The following is a 15,384-nucleotide window of genomic DNA, read 5'->3' on the forward strand; positions in this document are numbered from 1 at the left end:
CGCCCCGAAAAACTGAATCCGAATTATAGCGACGTTTTTGTGGATAGCGCAACCTTCCGCGACTGAAAAACCGAAAAAAGCGTCTCGATGATGTGCGAAAGCCCCGTCTCGTAACGCCAACAGCGCCATCGGCGATCCCAAAATGCGCCGTTCCGGGGACTATCCCGAGCCGCTATCATGGCGCACGCATCGCGCGTTACCTCATTCATCGACAGCACCTCGCCAACGACACCATGGACGAATCCGCCATCCGCGCTTTCCTCGGCACCACCTTTGCCCCGTGGGTCCGAGACCTGGCGCTCACGCCGGAAAGCGTCACGGAAACAAGCGTCACGCTGCGCCTTCCGCACGCCGAAAAACTGCTCCACGCGGGCGGCGTGATTTGCGGCCAAGTGTTCATGGCCGCCGCCGATACCGCGATGATCGTCGCCATTTCGCACGCGCTTGGCGGTTTCCAGCCGATGACCACCGTCACGCTCACGACCACCTTCCTGAAAGCGGTAAAAGCCGGCGATGTGCTCATCAAGGCAAGCATCCTGCGTCGTGGCCGCAATCTGATATTCGGCGAAATCGAACTCACCGATGAAACCGGCCAACTCGTCGCGCACGCAACCACCACCGTCATGCTCCTCGCGTGAAGGCCGAAAACCCGAAAACTTAAAACCCCAAAACCTAAAAGACCCAACAACAATGTTCGATCAAGTCGTATTCGCTGGCGGCGGGAATCGCTGCTGGTGGCAAGCCGGTTTTTGGGACGTGGTCCAACCGGAACTCAAGTTGCGCCCCCGCGTGATCACGGGCATTTCGGCCGGCGCGGCCACTGCCTGCATGCTGTACTTGAACCGCTCCGAATGGGTGATGAAGTACTACGCGGACGCGCTTCGCAACAACCCGAAAAACGCCTATTGGGGCAACTTGCTGCGCAAGGAATCCGTGTTTCCGCACTATCGGATCTACCGGCAGGCGCTAATCGATATCTTCGCCAACGAGTTTCCGAGCTTGCAAAACGCGCCGGAGATTCGCATCGGCGTGTCGCATTTGCCGCGTTGGCTCGGAGCACGCAGCGCGGTGGTGGCGGGGTTGATTGCGTATAACATCGAAAAATACGTACGCAAGACGCTGCACCCCACGCTCGGCCAGACGCTCGGTTTTCATCCAGAATTTGTCACGGCGCAGGCATGCGCGAGCATCGACGATCTCGCCGACCTGATCATGCAATCGTCCAGTACGCCGCCTTTTACCCCGGTGATGCGCCGAAACGGCCGCGCCGTCCTGGACGGCGGCATGGTCGACAATGTTCCCGTCGGCGCGCTCGATCCGTCGCCGGGACTCGTGCTCGTGATGGTCACGCGAATCTATCCGCGGCCGCAAATGTTCGTGGTGAACGAGGGCACGAATGGCGATCAGCGCCGCGTGTATGTACAGCCGTCGCGGAAGGTGCCGATTTCAAGCTGGGATTACACGAATCCGCAGCAAATGCAGCACGCGTACGACCTCGGCCGAATGGACGGGGAACAATTCCTGACGCGCTTGCCCAGCGTGCTTGCCTGAGCAAAACGCAATACCAAAACGCAGAAGCAACACCGAAAACCGGAGCCAGAAACCCATGCCCAAACTCCACACCTACTCGACGCAAGTCGTCTGGACCGGCGACCTCGGTTCCGGCACTTCGCGCTACGACGCCTATTCGCGCGACCACCTCGTTAGCGTGGCGAACAAGCCGGACATCTCGGCATCGAGCGATCCGGCGTTTCGCGGCGACCCCAAGCACCACAATCCGGAAGAATTGTTCGTCGCGTCGATTTCGTCGTGCCACATGCTCTGGTACCTGCACCTTTGCGCGACGAACGGCATCGTGGTCACGGGTTATATGGACGAAGCCATGGGCACAATGGAGGAGTCGGCGAATGGAAGCGGCCGTTTCACCGATGTCCTCCTGCGACCCCGCGTAACGATCGGAGCGAGTGGCCACATCGCGCTGGCCGAACGGCTGCACGACGAAGCGCACCGCTTCTGTTTCATCGCGAACTCGGTCAACTTTCCCGTTCGATGCGAACCGGCAACCGAAGTCGTTTAGTGAACTTAATCAACTAAATCAGCGCCGCCGCCCGCCCACCAGCGCGTCCGGATTCGCGACGCTGGACATATCGCCGGCATCGAAAGCGAGAATGTTCTGGAAGGCCGCGCTGAAATAAAGCTCGTAGCTTTCGCGCTCCACATAGCCAATATGCGGCGTGCAAATCACGTTTTCCATGCGCAGCAGGCTATAGCCTTGCAGGATCGGCTCGCTTTCGAACACATCGATGGCGACCATGCCCGGCCTGTTGTGATGCAACGCATTGAGCAGCGCGTTTTCCTCCAGCAACTCAGCACGGCTCGTGTTCACGAAAAGCGCTGTCGGTTTCATGCGCAGGAGGTCGGCGGTAGTCACAATGCCGCGCGTATCGTCGTGCAGCCGTAGATGAAGCGACAAGATATCGCTTTGCTCGAACAATGCCTCGCGGCTTTCCGCCACATTCAGGCCGTCTTCGCGCGCCGCCTTCTGCGAATGTTCGCGGCCCCAGATCACCACGTTCATGCCGAATGCCTTGCCATATCCGGCCAGTAATCGACCGATCTTGCCGTAACCCCAAATGCCGAGTGTCTGCCCCCGCAGCACTTGGCCGAGCCCGAAATTCGGCGGCAATGCAGAGGTTTTCAGGCCGGATTGCTGCCACGCGCCTTGCTTCAGGTTCGCGACATATTGAGGAATCCGGCGCTGGGCCGCCATGATCAGCGCCCACGTCAATTCCGCCGGCGCGATAGGCGAGCCACTGCCCTCAAGCACCGCGATCCCGCGCTCGGTACAGGCATCGACTTCAATGTGGCTGCCGACCTTGCCCGTCTGGCTGATCATGCGCAATCGCGGCAGCTTATCGAGGAGTTGCGAACTGATGCGCGTACGTTCGCGTATCAGCACGAGCGCTTCGACCTCCGATAGTCTGCTAGCCAACTGTCCCAGCCCGCGCACCGTGTTATTGAATACCTTGACTTCGTGATCTGCGAGCAGGTTGAAGCAATCTAGCTTACGAACGGCGTCTTGATAATCGTCAAGAATAGCAATTTTAATTGGCATGGATGGGCTTTGGGTAGGCATCAAGCGTGCTGCAAAAATTCTAAAATGGAAAGGAATCGCCGAGCTAAGTTCGGGTAATTACGTATAAATTCGTCAAACTAAGACTTATTGCGTCGCGTTAAGCTGTACCGTGTAGCGAGCGTCCCAGGTGTGTTTTGTGGCAGTTAAAGAAAAATGAATGCCGGGACAACCGGTTTCGCGTGCAGACATTCTTAATCCCTTTTTAACAGCTTGTTCCGTACCGACGCAAGCCGCGATTCAGATTGCAGCCGGTAAGCCAAGATGATCGACCCACCGCGTCATGCAAAGTTTCTGCGTCGCCGATTCCCGCGCTCTTTTTGACTGCGCAAGAATTGGGCGATGCGAAAAGCGCCTCTCGCGCTCAGCGTCCGGTGGGTTGCCAACCGTTTTCTTTTACGAACGGAGTAGTGCAATGAGCCAGTCTGAAGTAGTCGATCAAAACATCGCCAATGTCGAAGCACCGGCATACGTCAAAAATCGAAAACTCGTTGAATGGGTGAGGGAGATTGCCGCGCTGACGAAGCCCGACCGCATCGAATGGTGCGACGGTTCGGAAAGCGAATACGACCGGCTTTGCCAGCAGATGGTAGATGCCGGCACCATGCGAAAACTCGATCCGGTCAAACGGCCGAATTCCTATCTTGCGTGCTCCGATCCGTCGGATGTTGCGCGCGTCGAAGATCGTACGTTCATCTGTTCAGCTCGGCCCGAGGAGGCGGGGCCGACCAATAACTGGATCGATCCGAAGGAAATGCGACTCACGCTCGAGGGTCTGTTCGAAGGCGCCATGCGCGGCCGAACGATGTACGTAGTCCCCTTTTCGATGGGCCCGCTCGGTTCGCCGATCGCCCACATTGGCGTGGAACTGACCGACAGCCCGTACGTGGTGACAAACATGCGCATCATGACGCGCATGGGCCGCGCGGTGTATGACGTGCTCGGCGCCGACGGCGCGTTCGTGCCGTGCGTACATACGGTCGGCGCGCCTTTATTAGCGGGGCAGAAGGACGTGCCATGGCCGTGCAGCGACACGAAATACATCGTCCATTTTCCTGAAGACCGCGAGATCTGGAGCTTCGGCTCGGGCTATGGCGGCAACGCGCTGCTTGGCAAGAAATGTTTCGCGCTGCGGATTGCATCGACCATGGGCCGCGACGAAGGCTGGCTCGCCGAACACATGCTGATTCTCGGCGTGACGTCGCCGGAAGGGCGCAAATACCACGTCGCGGCAGCGTTTCCGTCGGCGTGCGGCAAGACCAACTTCGCCATGCTGATCCCGCCGAAGGACATGTCGGGCTGGACAGTCTCCACAATCGGCGACGACATCGCCTGGATCAAGCCCGGCCGCGACGGCCGCCTCTACGCGATCAACCCGGAAGCGGGCTACTTCGGCGTGGCGCCCGGCACCAGTGAAAAGACCAACTTCAACGCCATGGCGACGTTGAAGGAAAACGTGATCTTCACGAACGTGGCCCTGACCGACGACGGCGACGTCTGGTGGGAAGGCATGACGGACACGCCACCGGCACATCTAATCGACTGGCAAGGCAACGACTGGACGCCCGGCTCAGGGCAGAAGGCAGCCCATCCGAACGCGCGCTTCACGGCGCCGGCCGCGCAATGTCCGTCCGTCGACGCCGACTGGGAAAACCCTGCGGGTGTCGCTATCGACGCGTTCATCTTCGGTGGCCGCCGCTCCGACACCGTACCGCTCGTCACCGAAGCCCGCGACTGGGCCGAGGGCGTCTACATGGCCGCCACGATGGGCTCCGAAACCACGGCGGCTGCGGCGGGCCAGCAAGGCGTGGTGCGCCGCGATCCGTTCGCCATGTTGCCGTTCTGCGGCTACAACATGAGCGACTACTTCGACCACTGGCTGAAAATGGGCAAACGTCTCGCGCAACTCGACGCGACGCTGCCGAAAATTTTCTGCGTGAACTGGTTCCGCAAGGGCGCGGACGGCAAGTTTGTGTGGCCCGGTTTCGGCGACAACATGCGCGTGCTAAGTTGGATGATCGGCCGTATCGAAGGCACGGCGAAGGGCGCGGAACATGCGTTCGGGCTGTCGCCGGGGTACGAGGACATCGACTGGGGCACGCTCGATTTCACGCGCGAGCAGTTTGAAAGCGTGATTGCAGTGAAAGATTCCGCGTGGCGCGAGGAACTTGCTCTGCATGAGGAATTGTTCACGAAACTCTCTCAAGGCCTACCGGCCGACCTGCCCGCGGTCAAAATGCAGATCGAAAGGCGCTTGGCGGCATTGTCGTAAGCGTTCACAGATTAGCGTGAAATTTGACGTTAATCGAGGATTTGGGGCCGCATCCGCGGCCCCATTCCATTGCGCGCCTGCCTTATCAATATGGCGTTCGCCACCATTTCAATATTTTCCGGCTCACCGTGAAAGTAGCTTTCATGTGCCCAAAACAGCAACAATTGGTAATATTGCATCCTGCGGCGACATAAAGCCCAAACCTTTTATCGAATAAATACGTTTTCTGGCAACTTCTGCACGAAATGCCGAGTCCTAGGATAATTCCCAATTGCTTCTGGAATTTTTTGAGGCTGGCTTTGTAGCAGGAGTTGTCCGATGGATCATTTGCAGTCGATGAAAGTATTTATCCGAGTCGCGGACCTTGGCAGTTTCGCTCGTGCCGCCGGTGCGCTGGAAATCTCGAACGCCGTGGCCACGCGCCATGTCGCGGACCTCGAAGGGCGTCTCGGCACCCGCTTGCTGAACCGGACCACGCGCAGTCTCTCGCTCACCGAGTCCGGCCAGGTCTATCTTGAGCGCGCAAGGCATATCCTCGATGAGCTCGAGGACGTCGAGCAAATGGTCGTTGCGCGCAATCACGAGCCGGTCGGATCGCTACGCATTGTCGCGCCGGTCGTGTTCGGCTTGCATAACCTCGCGCCCGTGCTCCAGAGCTACTCGGAGCGTTATCCGAAAGTCGTGCCGGACGTGACGCTGGTGGACCGGCAGGTCGACCTGGTGGAAGAGGGTTTTGACGTGGGCATCGTCATCGCGCGCCAGATGCGCAGCGCGAGCATCGTTACGCGGCGCCTGACGACCGGTTGCCTGACCGTGTGCGCCACGCCGGCGTACCTCAAGAAGCACGGCGTGCCGACGCGTCCTGAAGACCTGAACGCGCATCCGTCGCTGAGCTTGCCCTCCGAGTATTTCGGCGATGAACGGGTGTTCACCGGTCCGGAGGGCGAAGTGCGCGTGCGTCCGACGAATGTGATCGTCGCGAACAATACCGAGATGCTGCGCCAGTTCGCGCTGCTCGACATGGGCGTTGCGATTCTGCCGAGCTATCTGATCGGCAACGACACCACGCGCGGTTCGCTGGTTCGACTCCTCAGCGATTATCGGTTGCCGCAGGTCGAGATCAACGTGGCCTATCCGAGCCGGCGGCATTTGCCGGCGAAGGTGCGCACGTTCATCGATCATCTGGTCGAACATTTCAGCCAGACGCCTAATCATCAGCTTGGCGAGCAATGGATCAAGGACGGATTGGCCACGCCTGGCTCGCAACCGGTTCTCGTCGGCGATTCGCTGCCGCGCGTCGCGCATGGTGCTTATGCGGAGCCGGAAGGGGCCGCGCGTTTTGAAGAACGTCCAGTCGATGCCCGTTCCCGCGAGACGAAATCAGTGAAGCCACGGCCGCGGGTTACGGCGGTTTCGCCGGTTTAAGCGGGGTTTGAGCGTGGCGTGGCGGGGACGCTGTCGAACCCGTTGGAATGAAAAGGCCCGCGAAGCGCTTCGCGGGCCTTTTTGCAGCTGAACGGCTGAACGGCTGGCCATGGCTCGAACTAGAGCCAGAGGCAGCCGCCAGCGCCTAGCTAGTCTTCCGAGCCGGCGCTTTCTTGGCTGCCGCCTTCTTGGCCGGTGCTTTCTTCGCCGCCACCTTCACGGTCGTTTTCTTCGCCGCCACCGCCACGTCGCCGTCGTCGTCCTCTTCCGCCCCGGCCTCAGGCGCCGCGACCGCACCGCGCTTCACAGCCGTCTTCGCGCCGGGCTTGGGCTCTTTCTTCTCGAACTCGAAGCCGATCTTGCCATCCGGTTGCTTGACCAAAAACGCCTTGAAGTTGCGCCCCGTGCGCGATGACTTGAAGCCAGTCAGCAAATCCGTGCGTCCTTCCTCAAGCAATTTCGACATCTGCTCGCGAGTCATTTCCTGCTGCAAGATCACTTTGCCCGAGCGGAAATCGCAAGTCTTCGGATTCGCCACCGAGTTCTCGCATACGTAGCTCATGCCAAGCTCGAACACCTTCGATTGGCACTTCGGACAAGCGCCAACCGACGTCTGTTCCGAGAAGTCCGGCGGTTCGCCGTCCTCGGTGCCGTTGTCCTGGCCAAAATCGAACTCCAGCTTGAAGTTCTTGATTTCATCGTCGAACGAAAGCTTCAGGATCGCTGAGAACGGCCGGCCCATTTTGCTGCGGAAACCCGACAGCGGCCCGATGGTCTTGTCCTTGATCAACTGCTCGACTTCGGGAATCTCGAACTGCCGTCCGCCAGGAATCTTCGAAATCGAGAACTCGCATTTTGTACAAGCGAACCGTCGATAATTCTCCTTCACCTGACTTCCGCAATTCGGGCAAGGCGTTTCGAGCGTGGAATAGTCCCCCGGAATGGTGTCCGAGTCGTATTCCTTCGCGCGCTTCACGATGGCCTGTGTCATGCGCGCGATTTCCTGCATGAACTCATCGCGCGGAAGCTTGCCGCGTTCCATCTGCGCGAGCTTGTGCTCCCACTCGCCGGTCAGCTCGGGCGCGGTCAGTTCCTCCACGCCAAGGCCGCGCAGGAGGGTCATCAACTGGAACGCCTTCGCGGTAGGAATCAGTTCGCGGCCTTCGCGAACCATGTACTTCTCACCCAGCAATCCTTCGATGACCGCCGCCCGCGTCGCAGGCGTGCCCAATCCCTTCGCGGCCATTGCCTCGCGCAGTTCCTCGTCCTCGATCAGCTTGCCGGCGCCTTCCATGGCCGACAGCAACGACGCTTCGTTGTATCGCGCCGGTGGTTTCGTTACGAGGCCAATCGCGGCAACCTTCTCGACATCAACCTTTTCGTCCTTCTGGACTTGAACCAGGTTGGCGTCTTCGCCGCTCACTTCCTTGCCGTAGACCTGCAGCCAGCCCGGTTCGACGAGCACCTTGCCTTCGGTCTTGAAGTGATGCCCGGATACCTCGGTGATGCGCGTGGTGACCAGATATTCGGCCGCCGGGAAAAACACCGCGAGAAAACGCTTCACGACGAGGTCGTACAGCTTCTGCTCCGGCTCCGACAACACCTTGGGCGCCTGCAGCGTCGGGATGATGGCGAAGTGATCGCTGATCTTGGAGTTATCGAAGATGCGCTTGTTCGGCTTCACCCAGCCCTTGTCCAGGACCTGCTTCGCGTGCGGCAAATAGTTGTTGCTCTCCTTCAACATCGCGAGCGTGTCCTTCACCGTCGGGATGTAATCCTCGGGCAACGCGCGCGCGTCGGTACGCGGATAGGTCAGCACCTTGTGCTTTTCATACAGCGCCTGAGCGAGGCCGAGCGTGTTCTTGGCCGAGAAGCCAAACCGGCTATTCGCCTCGCGCTGCAAGCTCGTCAAGTCAAACAACAGCGGCGACATCTGCGTGGACGGTTTCGCTTCTTCCGTTACCGTGCCGGTCTTGCCGCGACAAGCCGCGACGATCGTTTCAGCCGCAGGCAAGCTCCACAGCCGGGAATCGCGCTGCTCGGGATCGTTTTCGACGCGTTTGAATTTCGGGTCGAACCAACGGCCCTCGTACATTCCCTTCGCCGCGATGAATTCAGCGCGCACTTCCCAATAGTCGCGCGCGACGAAACGGCGAATCTTTTCTTCACGTTCCACGACGATCGACAACGTTGGCGTCTGGACGCGACCCACCGTGGTCAGGAAGAAACCGCCGCCCTTGCTATTGAACGCGGTCATGGCGCGGGTGCCATTGATGCCGACGAGCCAGTCGGCTTCAGAGCGGCAACGAGCGGCGTCGGCGAGCGGCTGCATGTCTGCGTCGCTGCGCAGGTGCGCGAACCCGTCGCGGATGGAACCCGCGGTCATCGACTGGAGCCAGAGGCGCTGCACCGGCTGCTTGGCCTTGGCGTGCTGCGCGATCAGGCGAAAAATCAGCTCGCCTTCACGCCCGGCGTCGCAGGCATTGATCAGACGATCCACGTCCTTGCGCTTGAGCAGCTTGGTCAGCACCTTGAGCCGCGATTCGGTTTTCGCGATCGGGTTCAGGTCGAAATGCGGCGGAATGACGGGGAGATTGGCAAAGCTCCATTTGCCGCGCTTCACTTCGTATTCTTCGGGCGCGGCGATTTCGAGCAGGTGGCCGACCGCCGACGAAAGCACGTATTCGTCGCTTTCGTAATACTCGTCATGCTTGGTGAAGCCGCCCAACGCGCGCGCGATATCGTTCGCGACGGAAGGCTTTTCAGCGATGATCAGGGCTTTGGACATGACTCGATTTAGTTAGAGACTGGCATGAGGCCCGTGCTTTGGCGCCTTGGGGCGACCGAGCTTGGGACCCGTTAACGTCCGCTTTATAGCATATGGAGTGCAGGGCGCGGACTGGCATTTGGTGAAATGGGCGTTACCGGTCGGCGAATCTGAGCGCCTGGCGATCCAGACGCGGACATCGTTTCTGGTAGCGCGCACGAATGATTTTTGCTCGTTTGCGCGTTCAGGCCTCAATCAGCGCGGGGCGCAATTTTGGTGCGCCAACCATGTCAGGCAGCGCGCCCAGATCCGTCAACATACGCGCGACAATAGAAGTTTGTGGCAACACCGTGCCAAAAAAACGAGTGGTGACGTGGTCTTCGATCAGGATCGTCGGGAAATTTTCCACGTCGAGGTCATCGAAACGATCCGCCTGATTCTCAATGTCGATCCACGCGAAGCAGATTTCTGGATGGGCATCGGCCAGGCGGTCAAAACCTTCCCGATAGTCACGACAAGTTCCGCACCATTCCGCGCACAGGCAGGCAACCAGCAGCGTTTTGGCATCGGCCATGCGCTCGGCGATCTGTTCGGCGTCGGTGTCTAGATTGAGTGCGGGCATTTCTTTCTGGCGGTCCTGGGTGCGTTTATCCGCGACGAGCAAGGCGGATTTCGTGGCGAATGTAGCACGGCGTGGCTCAATCATCCTCCGATACGGGTAAAGCGGCCGCCCGGAAGCGCGCCGATTCTGCCGGCCAATTCCAGTTGCAACAGCAGACTTTGTAACGTGGCGCCGCTCAGTTCGGTGCGTTCTGCAAGAATTTCAAGCGTCGCGGGCGCGTGGCCGAGGGCGTCGAGCAGGCGGTCAGCCTCAGGGTTGGCGGGTTTTATCGACGCAGACGCCCAGGATGCCGTTACCGGCGCGGTCGCCTTGGGGTGCGGTGACGCGCTGGCGAGGCTCAGCGTGAATTCGCCTGCTTCGGCCTCGGCTTCGGTTTTAATCGAAGCGGAATGGCCAGCACGCTGAACCAGCCGCCGGTCCCGCCGAAGCGCCTCCGGCGCGCGCGCAGCCGCTTCGCTCGCCACCGCGAAACCGAACTCTTCCAGAATATCTTCGGGCGTTTCGACGAGCTTCGCCCCCTGCTTGATCATGCGATGACAACCGCGTGACAACGGCGCATGGATTGACCCGGGAATGGCGAACACGTCGCGGCCCATTTCGTTTGCCAGCCGCGCGGTGATCAGCGATCCCGAACGCATGGCCGCTTCGACAATCAGCACGCCGCCGACCAGCCCCGCAATCAAGCGATTACGTTGTGGAAAATTCGCCGACCGGGCAGGCGTGCCAAGTGGCCATTCCGACAGAATTGCACCGCACGTTGCAATTTCGTGGGCGAGCGCGTGATGTTGCGACGGATACACGAGATCCGCGCCGGTCCCAATCACGGCAATGGTGCTGCCCGCGCCTTCCAGCGCGCCCCGATGCGCCGCCCCGTCAATGCCCAGCGCCAGTCCCGACACCACGGCCAGTCCTGCATTGGAGAGCGCGTGAGCGAAGCGCCGCGCGTCTTCGATTCCCTGTTGACTCGCTCCCCGACTGCCGACGATCGCCACCGCCCGCGCCTGCAACAATTCCAGCCGTCCCTTTACATATAGCAGCGGCGGCGGATCGGGCATGGTCAGCAGCGCCCGTGGGTAGGCCGAGTCGGCCAGCGTGATCACGGCATTACCGGCCGCCGACGCCCATTCGATCGTCCTCTCCACGCATTCGTTGAAAGAGCCGAGCGCCGAATTCGCGGGCGGCGCGAGCACGGCGCGTGCTGCCTTTTCGCCTGCCACTGACGTCAACGCGCCGAACGACTGTTCCAGCACCGCGTGCGGGCTACCGAACGCGGCCAGCAATGCCCGTAACGCAATGGGCGAAAGGCCGTTAGCCTGTGCCAGGTGCAGCCACGCGCGGAAGTCCTGTGGCTCGGTTGCGGCCAGACAGGGCGGGTCTTCAGGGGTCGGCAGCACGAAAGGGGTCATGGTAAAATTTCATATCCCGAAATACGAAAGGTTTGTCGAACGGAGCATGCTGGGGCCGTTCCGACAAGGCGTCGTCGCGAAATTGACTGCGCCGGACCCGCGTTTCAAGACACGTTGAACCAGCGCGATTCGACCCAATCATCTTCGCGATACCTGGACTCTTTTACAACCTGGCCGAATGGCCGACTATCGCGCGCTGCGGCGTGCGTCGATAATTTGAATCATGGCTCTTCTGCACATACTGACGTACCCGGACAAGCGGCTGCACAAGGTCGCAAAGCCCGTAGAAGTGGTCGATGACCGGATTCGCAAGCTCGTCGCCGACCTGGGCGAAACGATGTACGCGGCTCCGGGCGTCGGCCTGGCGGCGACTCAGGTCGATGCCCACGTACGCGTGATCGTGATCGACGTGTCGGATACGCACGACCACCTTCAGGCGTTCATCAATCCCGAGATCGTGTGGTCCAGCGACGAGCGAAAGGAATACGAGGAAGGCTGCCTGTCGGTGCCGGGAATCTACGATTTTGTCGAGCGGGCAGAGCAGGTTCGCGTGCGGGCGCTGAACGAAAAGGGCGAGACATTCGAAATCGATTGTGAAGGCCTCCTCGCGGTATGCATCCAACACGAAATGGATCATTTGATGGGGCGCGTGTTCGTGGAGTATTTGTCGCCGCTCAAGCAAACGCGGATTCGCGGCAAGATGAAGAAGCTTGAAAAGGCGCTTTAAGCTGTTGCTTCAGGTCGTTTTACGTTGGTTTTTGCAGGTTGCCCGATAGATGACTCAATCGCTGCGTGTCGTGTTTGCTGGAACCCCTGAATTTGCAGCCACCGCGTTGGCCGCGATTCACGCGGCGGGATTCGCTGTACCGCTTGTGCTGACCCAGCCCGACCGCCCCGCTGGACGAGGGCTGAAGCTCGCCTCGAGTCCGGTCAAGCAATTTGCCGTCGAACACGCAATTCCGGTGGCGCAACCCACGTCGTTGCGCCGGAACGGGAAATATCCCGAAGAGGCGGCGGCCGCGATTGAGCGGCTCAAGGCAACGCCGCACGACGTCATGGTGGTGGCAGCCTATGGGCTCATCCTTCCGCAAGAAGTGCTGGACATCGCGCCACACGGTTCGCTCAACATCCACGGGTCGCTGCTGCCCCGCTGGAGAGGCGCCGCGCCGATACATCGGGCGCTCGAAGCCGGGGACGCTGAAACCGGCATTACGCTGATGCAGATGGACGCGGGGCTAGATACAGGCGCCATGATTCGGGAAGGCCGCCTGCCGATCTCACCGGGCGACACAACGGCCACGCTCCACGATCGCATGGCGCAACTCGGTGCGGACATGGTTGTCGGGGCGCTGCGAGATCTGGAGCGCGACGGCACGCTGGCGTCGCGGCCGCAACCGGAAGGCGGCGTGACCTACGCGGAGAAAATTGCCAAGCACGAAGCGGCGCTTGACTGGCGTCGGCCGGCGAGCGTCCTGGCACGCCAGATCCGGGCCTTCGATCCGTTTCCGGGCGCGTTCGGCAAGCTGGATGGCGTTGTCGTGAAAATCTGGGCGGCGGAGGCCGTTGAGCGTTCGACCGAAGCTGAGCCGGGAGAGATTGTGGATAGTGGCGCGGACGGGGTCGTCGTCGCTTGCGGCCAAGGCGCGCTGCGAATTACGCAATTGCAGAAACCCGGTGGCAAACGCCTTCCTGTAAGAGAATTTCTGGGCGGATCGCCTATTGTGAAAGGACAGCGATTCGAACTTCAGGAAGTCGCGCCCGGCGCTTGAAGCCGACCTCACTTACCGCCTCTATCTATAGCCACCGTACGAAGGGTCCCGCAATGCTCGGAATCACCGGTTTCACGCTGTTTGTCGCCGCCGTCATGTTGCTCAACGTTACGCCGGGGCCCGACACGGCTTATATCGTGGGCCGAAGCGTGGCGCAGGGCCGTGGCGCGGGCGTGGTATCGGCGCTCGGGATATCGGCGGGATGTGTGGTCCATACGCTTGCATGTGCGTTCGGCCTGACGGCGTTGCTGGCGGCATCGGCGACGGCGTTCACGATCGTCAAGTTTGCCGGCGCGATTTATCTGATCTATCTCGGAGTACGGTTGCTGTTCGTTAGACCGTCGGAGGAAGCGGGAAAAACCGAGCAAGCGTCGGTTCGATCAGCGCCGAAGTCGCTTCGCCAACTCTTCACGCAAGGCTTCGTCACGAACGTGCTGAACCCAAAAGTGGTGCTGTTTTTCGTGTCGTTTTTCCCGCAATTCGTTGCTGCGGATAGCCCGAACAAGGTCGTCACCTTCCTTGCGCTAGGCTCGGTATTCGTGCTGATGAGCACCGTCTGGAACACGTTCGTGGCATGGATCGCAGGCAGCGTGACGCAACGATTTTCCGGTAAGCCTGCGGTCAAGAAATGGCTGGATCGGGTGGTTGGAAGTGCGTTCGTCAGCTTGGGGCTCAAGCTCGCCACGTCGCACAGGTGATTGAATTATTCCGCGATACCCCTATCTAACAGTTTGCTTACACTCGTTGGCTAACCATTCGCGCCTCGCGCACTGATATAGGTAGGGAGTTCAAGACATGTTCAATTGGGTCAAAACCGCGATGCTGATGGCTGCGATCACGGCCCTGTTCGTTGTGATCGGCGGCGTGGTCGGCGGCAGCAAGGGCATGATGCTCGCGCTGATCGTCGCCCTCGCGATGAATTTCTTCTCGTACTGGTTCTCCGACAAGCTCGTGCTCAAGATGTACAACGCACAGGAAGTCGACGAAGCCAGCGCGCCGCAGTTTTATCGAATGATTCGTGAGCTCGCCACGCGTGCGCAGTTGCCCATGCCGCGTGTCTACCTGATCACGGAAGACGCGCCGAACGCATTCGCGACCGGCCGCAACCCCGAGCACGCGGCCGTTGCGGCGACGACCGGTATTTTGCGCGTGCTGTCCGAACGCGAATTGCGCGGCGTGATGGCGCATGAACTCGCGCACGTGAAGCATCGCGACATCCTGATTTCGACCGTTTCGGCAACCATGGCCGGCGCGATTTCCGCGCTCGCGAATTTCGCCATGTTCTTCGGCGGCCGCGATTCGGACGGGCGCAGATCGAATCCGATCGCCAGCATCGCGGTTGCAATGCTTGCCCCGCTTGCCGGCGCGTTGATCCAGATGGCGATATCGCGGGCGCGCGAATTCGAAGCCGATCGTGGCGGCGCGCAGATTTCCGGCGATCCGCAAGCGCTCGCGAGCGCGCTCGAAAAGATTCACGCGTTCGCCGCGGGTATTCCGTTCCCGGCGGCGGAACAACATCCCGCCACCGCACAGATGATGATCATGAATCCGCTAGCCGGGGGCGGGATCTCGAAGTTGTTCTCGACTCATCCGGCGACCGAAGAGCGCGTCGCGCGCCTGATGGAAATGGCGCGGACCGGACGCATGGAGTGACCCGCGGCTTTTGATCTTCGTGTCTGCCCGTAAAAAAACATCGCCGCGTAAGCGGCGATGTTTTTTGGGACGCTCGTCAGAAAATAGAAGAAACATCGGCCGAACGGTCAGCATCGACCCGCCATTGTTCGGCGCAAATGCCCCGCAAGTTACAATGTGTCGTTTGTGCGGACCGGCGTTGGCCGGCTCGAACACCCTGATTCCGACATGACCGAAAAGCCTTCCCGACGCCGCGCCGCTTCATCGGCGGACAACAGCCGGACGCCGTCCGACGCACGTCTCGCCACGCTTGACGTCGCTCCCGACTCGCTGGCGTTCGCACTTGATGCCGCCGCGC

General features: G+C 60.3%; 13 protein-coding genes. 9 read left to right on the forward strand and 4 right to left on the reverse strand.

Annotated features, from left to right (window positions below; translation table 11 throughout):
• The first annotated feature begins 233 nt into the window (after positions 1–233).
• The 3 genes from WCA53_RS16965 to WCA53_RS16975 are packed head-to-tail and all read left to right on the forward strand — an operon-like array spanning position 234 to position 2,077.
• A complete protein-coding gene (locus WCA53_RS16965) occupies positions 234–638 on the forward strand; it encodes a PaaI family thioesterase (RefSeq protein ID WP_423912811.1) in 405 nt (134 codons plus the stop codon).
• Positions 639–690: 52 nt separating this feature from the next.
• Positions 691–1,551, forward strand: coding sequence for a patatin-like phospholipase family protein (locus WCA53_RS16970; protein ID WP_423912813.1), 861 nt, complete (start codon positions 691–693; stop codon positions 1,549–1,551).
• Between the two features lie 55 nt (positions 1,552–1,606).
• Positions 1,607–2,077, forward strand: coding sequence for an OsmC family protein (locus WCA53_RS16975; protein ID WP_423912816.1), 471 nt, complete (start codon positions 1,607–1,609; stop codon positions 2,075–2,077).
• A gap of 18 nt (positions 2,078–2,095) precedes the next feature.
• Here WCA53_RS16975 and WCA53_RS16980 read toward each other — a convergent pair whose 3' ends face one another.
• Complete coding sequence (locus tag WCA53_RS16980; RefSeq protein ID WP_423912846.1) at positions 2,096–3,109, reverse strand: D-2-hydroxyacid dehydrogenase family protein; 1,014 nt, start codon at positions 3,107–3,109, stop codon at positions 2,096–2,098.
• A 439-nt stretch (positions 3,110–3,548) separates the two neighbouring features.
• Here WCA53_RS16980 and WCA53_RS16985 point away from each other — a divergent pair, with 439 nt between their 5' ends.
• Complete coding sequence (locus tag WCA53_RS16985) at positions 3,549–5,405, forward strand: phosphoenolpyruvate carboxykinase (GTP) (RefSeq protein ID WP_423912819.1); 1,857 nt, start codon at positions 3,549–3,551, stop codon at positions 5,403–5,405.
• Positions 5,406–5,723: 318 nt separating this feature from the next.
• Positions 5,724–6,830 (forward strand): LysR family transcriptional regulator, encoded by a 1,107-nt coding sequence (locus WCA53_RS16990; RefSeq protein ID WP_423912823.1) that lies wholly within the window; start codon positions 5,724–5,726, stop codon positions 6,828–6,830.
• 145 nt (positions 6,831–6,975) lie between these two features.
• Here the strand turns inward: WCA53_RS16990 and WCA53_RS16995 are convergent, their stop codons facing one another.
• The 3 genes from WCA53_RS16995 to dprA all read right to left on the reverse strand — a co-directional run bounded on the left by WCA53_RS16995 (position 6,976) and on the right by dprA (position 11,625).
• Positions 6,976–9,618, reverse strand: coding sequence for a DNA topoisomerase III (locus WCA53_RS16995; protein ID WP_423912827.1), 2,643 nt, complete (start codon positions 9,616–9,618; stop codon positions 6,976–6,978).
• Positions 9,619–9,841: 223 nt separating this feature from the next.
• Entirely contained in the window at positions 9,842–10,219 is a 378-nt protein-coding gene (locus tag WCA53_RS17000; RefSeq protein ID WP_423912848.1) for a thioredoxin family protein, read from the reverse strand.
• A gap of 80 nt (positions 10,220–10,299) precedes the next feature.
• Positions 10,300–11,625, reverse strand: a complete 1,326-nt coding sequence (gene dprA / locus WCA53_RS17005; protein WP_423912830.1) for a DNA-processing protein DprA — start codon at positions 11,623–11,625, stop codon at positions 10,300–10,302.
• A 223-nt stretch (positions 11,626–11,848) separates the two neighbouring features.
• Between dprA and def the strand changes: the two genes are divergently transcribed.
• The 4 genes from def to htpX all read left to right on the forward strand — a co-directional run bounded on the left by def (position 11,849) and on the right by htpX (position 15,047).
• A complete protein-coding gene (def, locus tag WCA53_RS17010; RefSeq protein ID WP_423912832.1) occupies positions 11,849–12,352 on the forward strand; it encodes a peptide deformylase in 504 nt (167 codons plus the stop codon).
• Positions 12,353–12,401: 49 nt separating this feature from the next.
• Positions 12,402–13,394 carry a methionyl-tRNA formyltransferase gene (gene fmt, locus WCA53_RS17015; protein ID WP_423912835.1) on the forward strand — a complete coding sequence of 331 codons (993 nt, stop codon included), beginning with the start codon at positions 12,402–12,404 and terminating at the stop codon, positions 13,392–13,394.
• A gap of 53 nt (positions 13,395–13,447) precedes the next feature.
• Positions 13,448–14,092, forward strand: a complete 645-nt coding sequence (locus tag WCA53_RS17020) for a LysE family translocator (RefSeq protein WP_423912839.1) — start codon at positions 13,448–13,450, stop codon at positions 14,090–14,092.
• A gap of 97 nt (positions 14,093–14,189) precedes the next feature.
• Positions 14,190–15,047 (forward strand): zinc metalloprotease HtpX, encoded by an 858-nt coding sequence (gene htpX, locus WCA53_RS17025; protein WP_423912843.1) that lies wholly within the window; start codon positions 14,190–14,192, stop codon positions 15,045–15,047.
• Positions 15,048–15,384: the final 337 nt, after the last annotated feature.

The sequence above is a fragment of the Caballeronia sp. genome, assembly GCF_049581465.1.
In the GTDB taxonomy this organism is placed as follows: Bacteria; Pseudomonadota; Gammaproteobacteria; order Burkholderiales; family Burkholderiaceae; genus Caballeronia.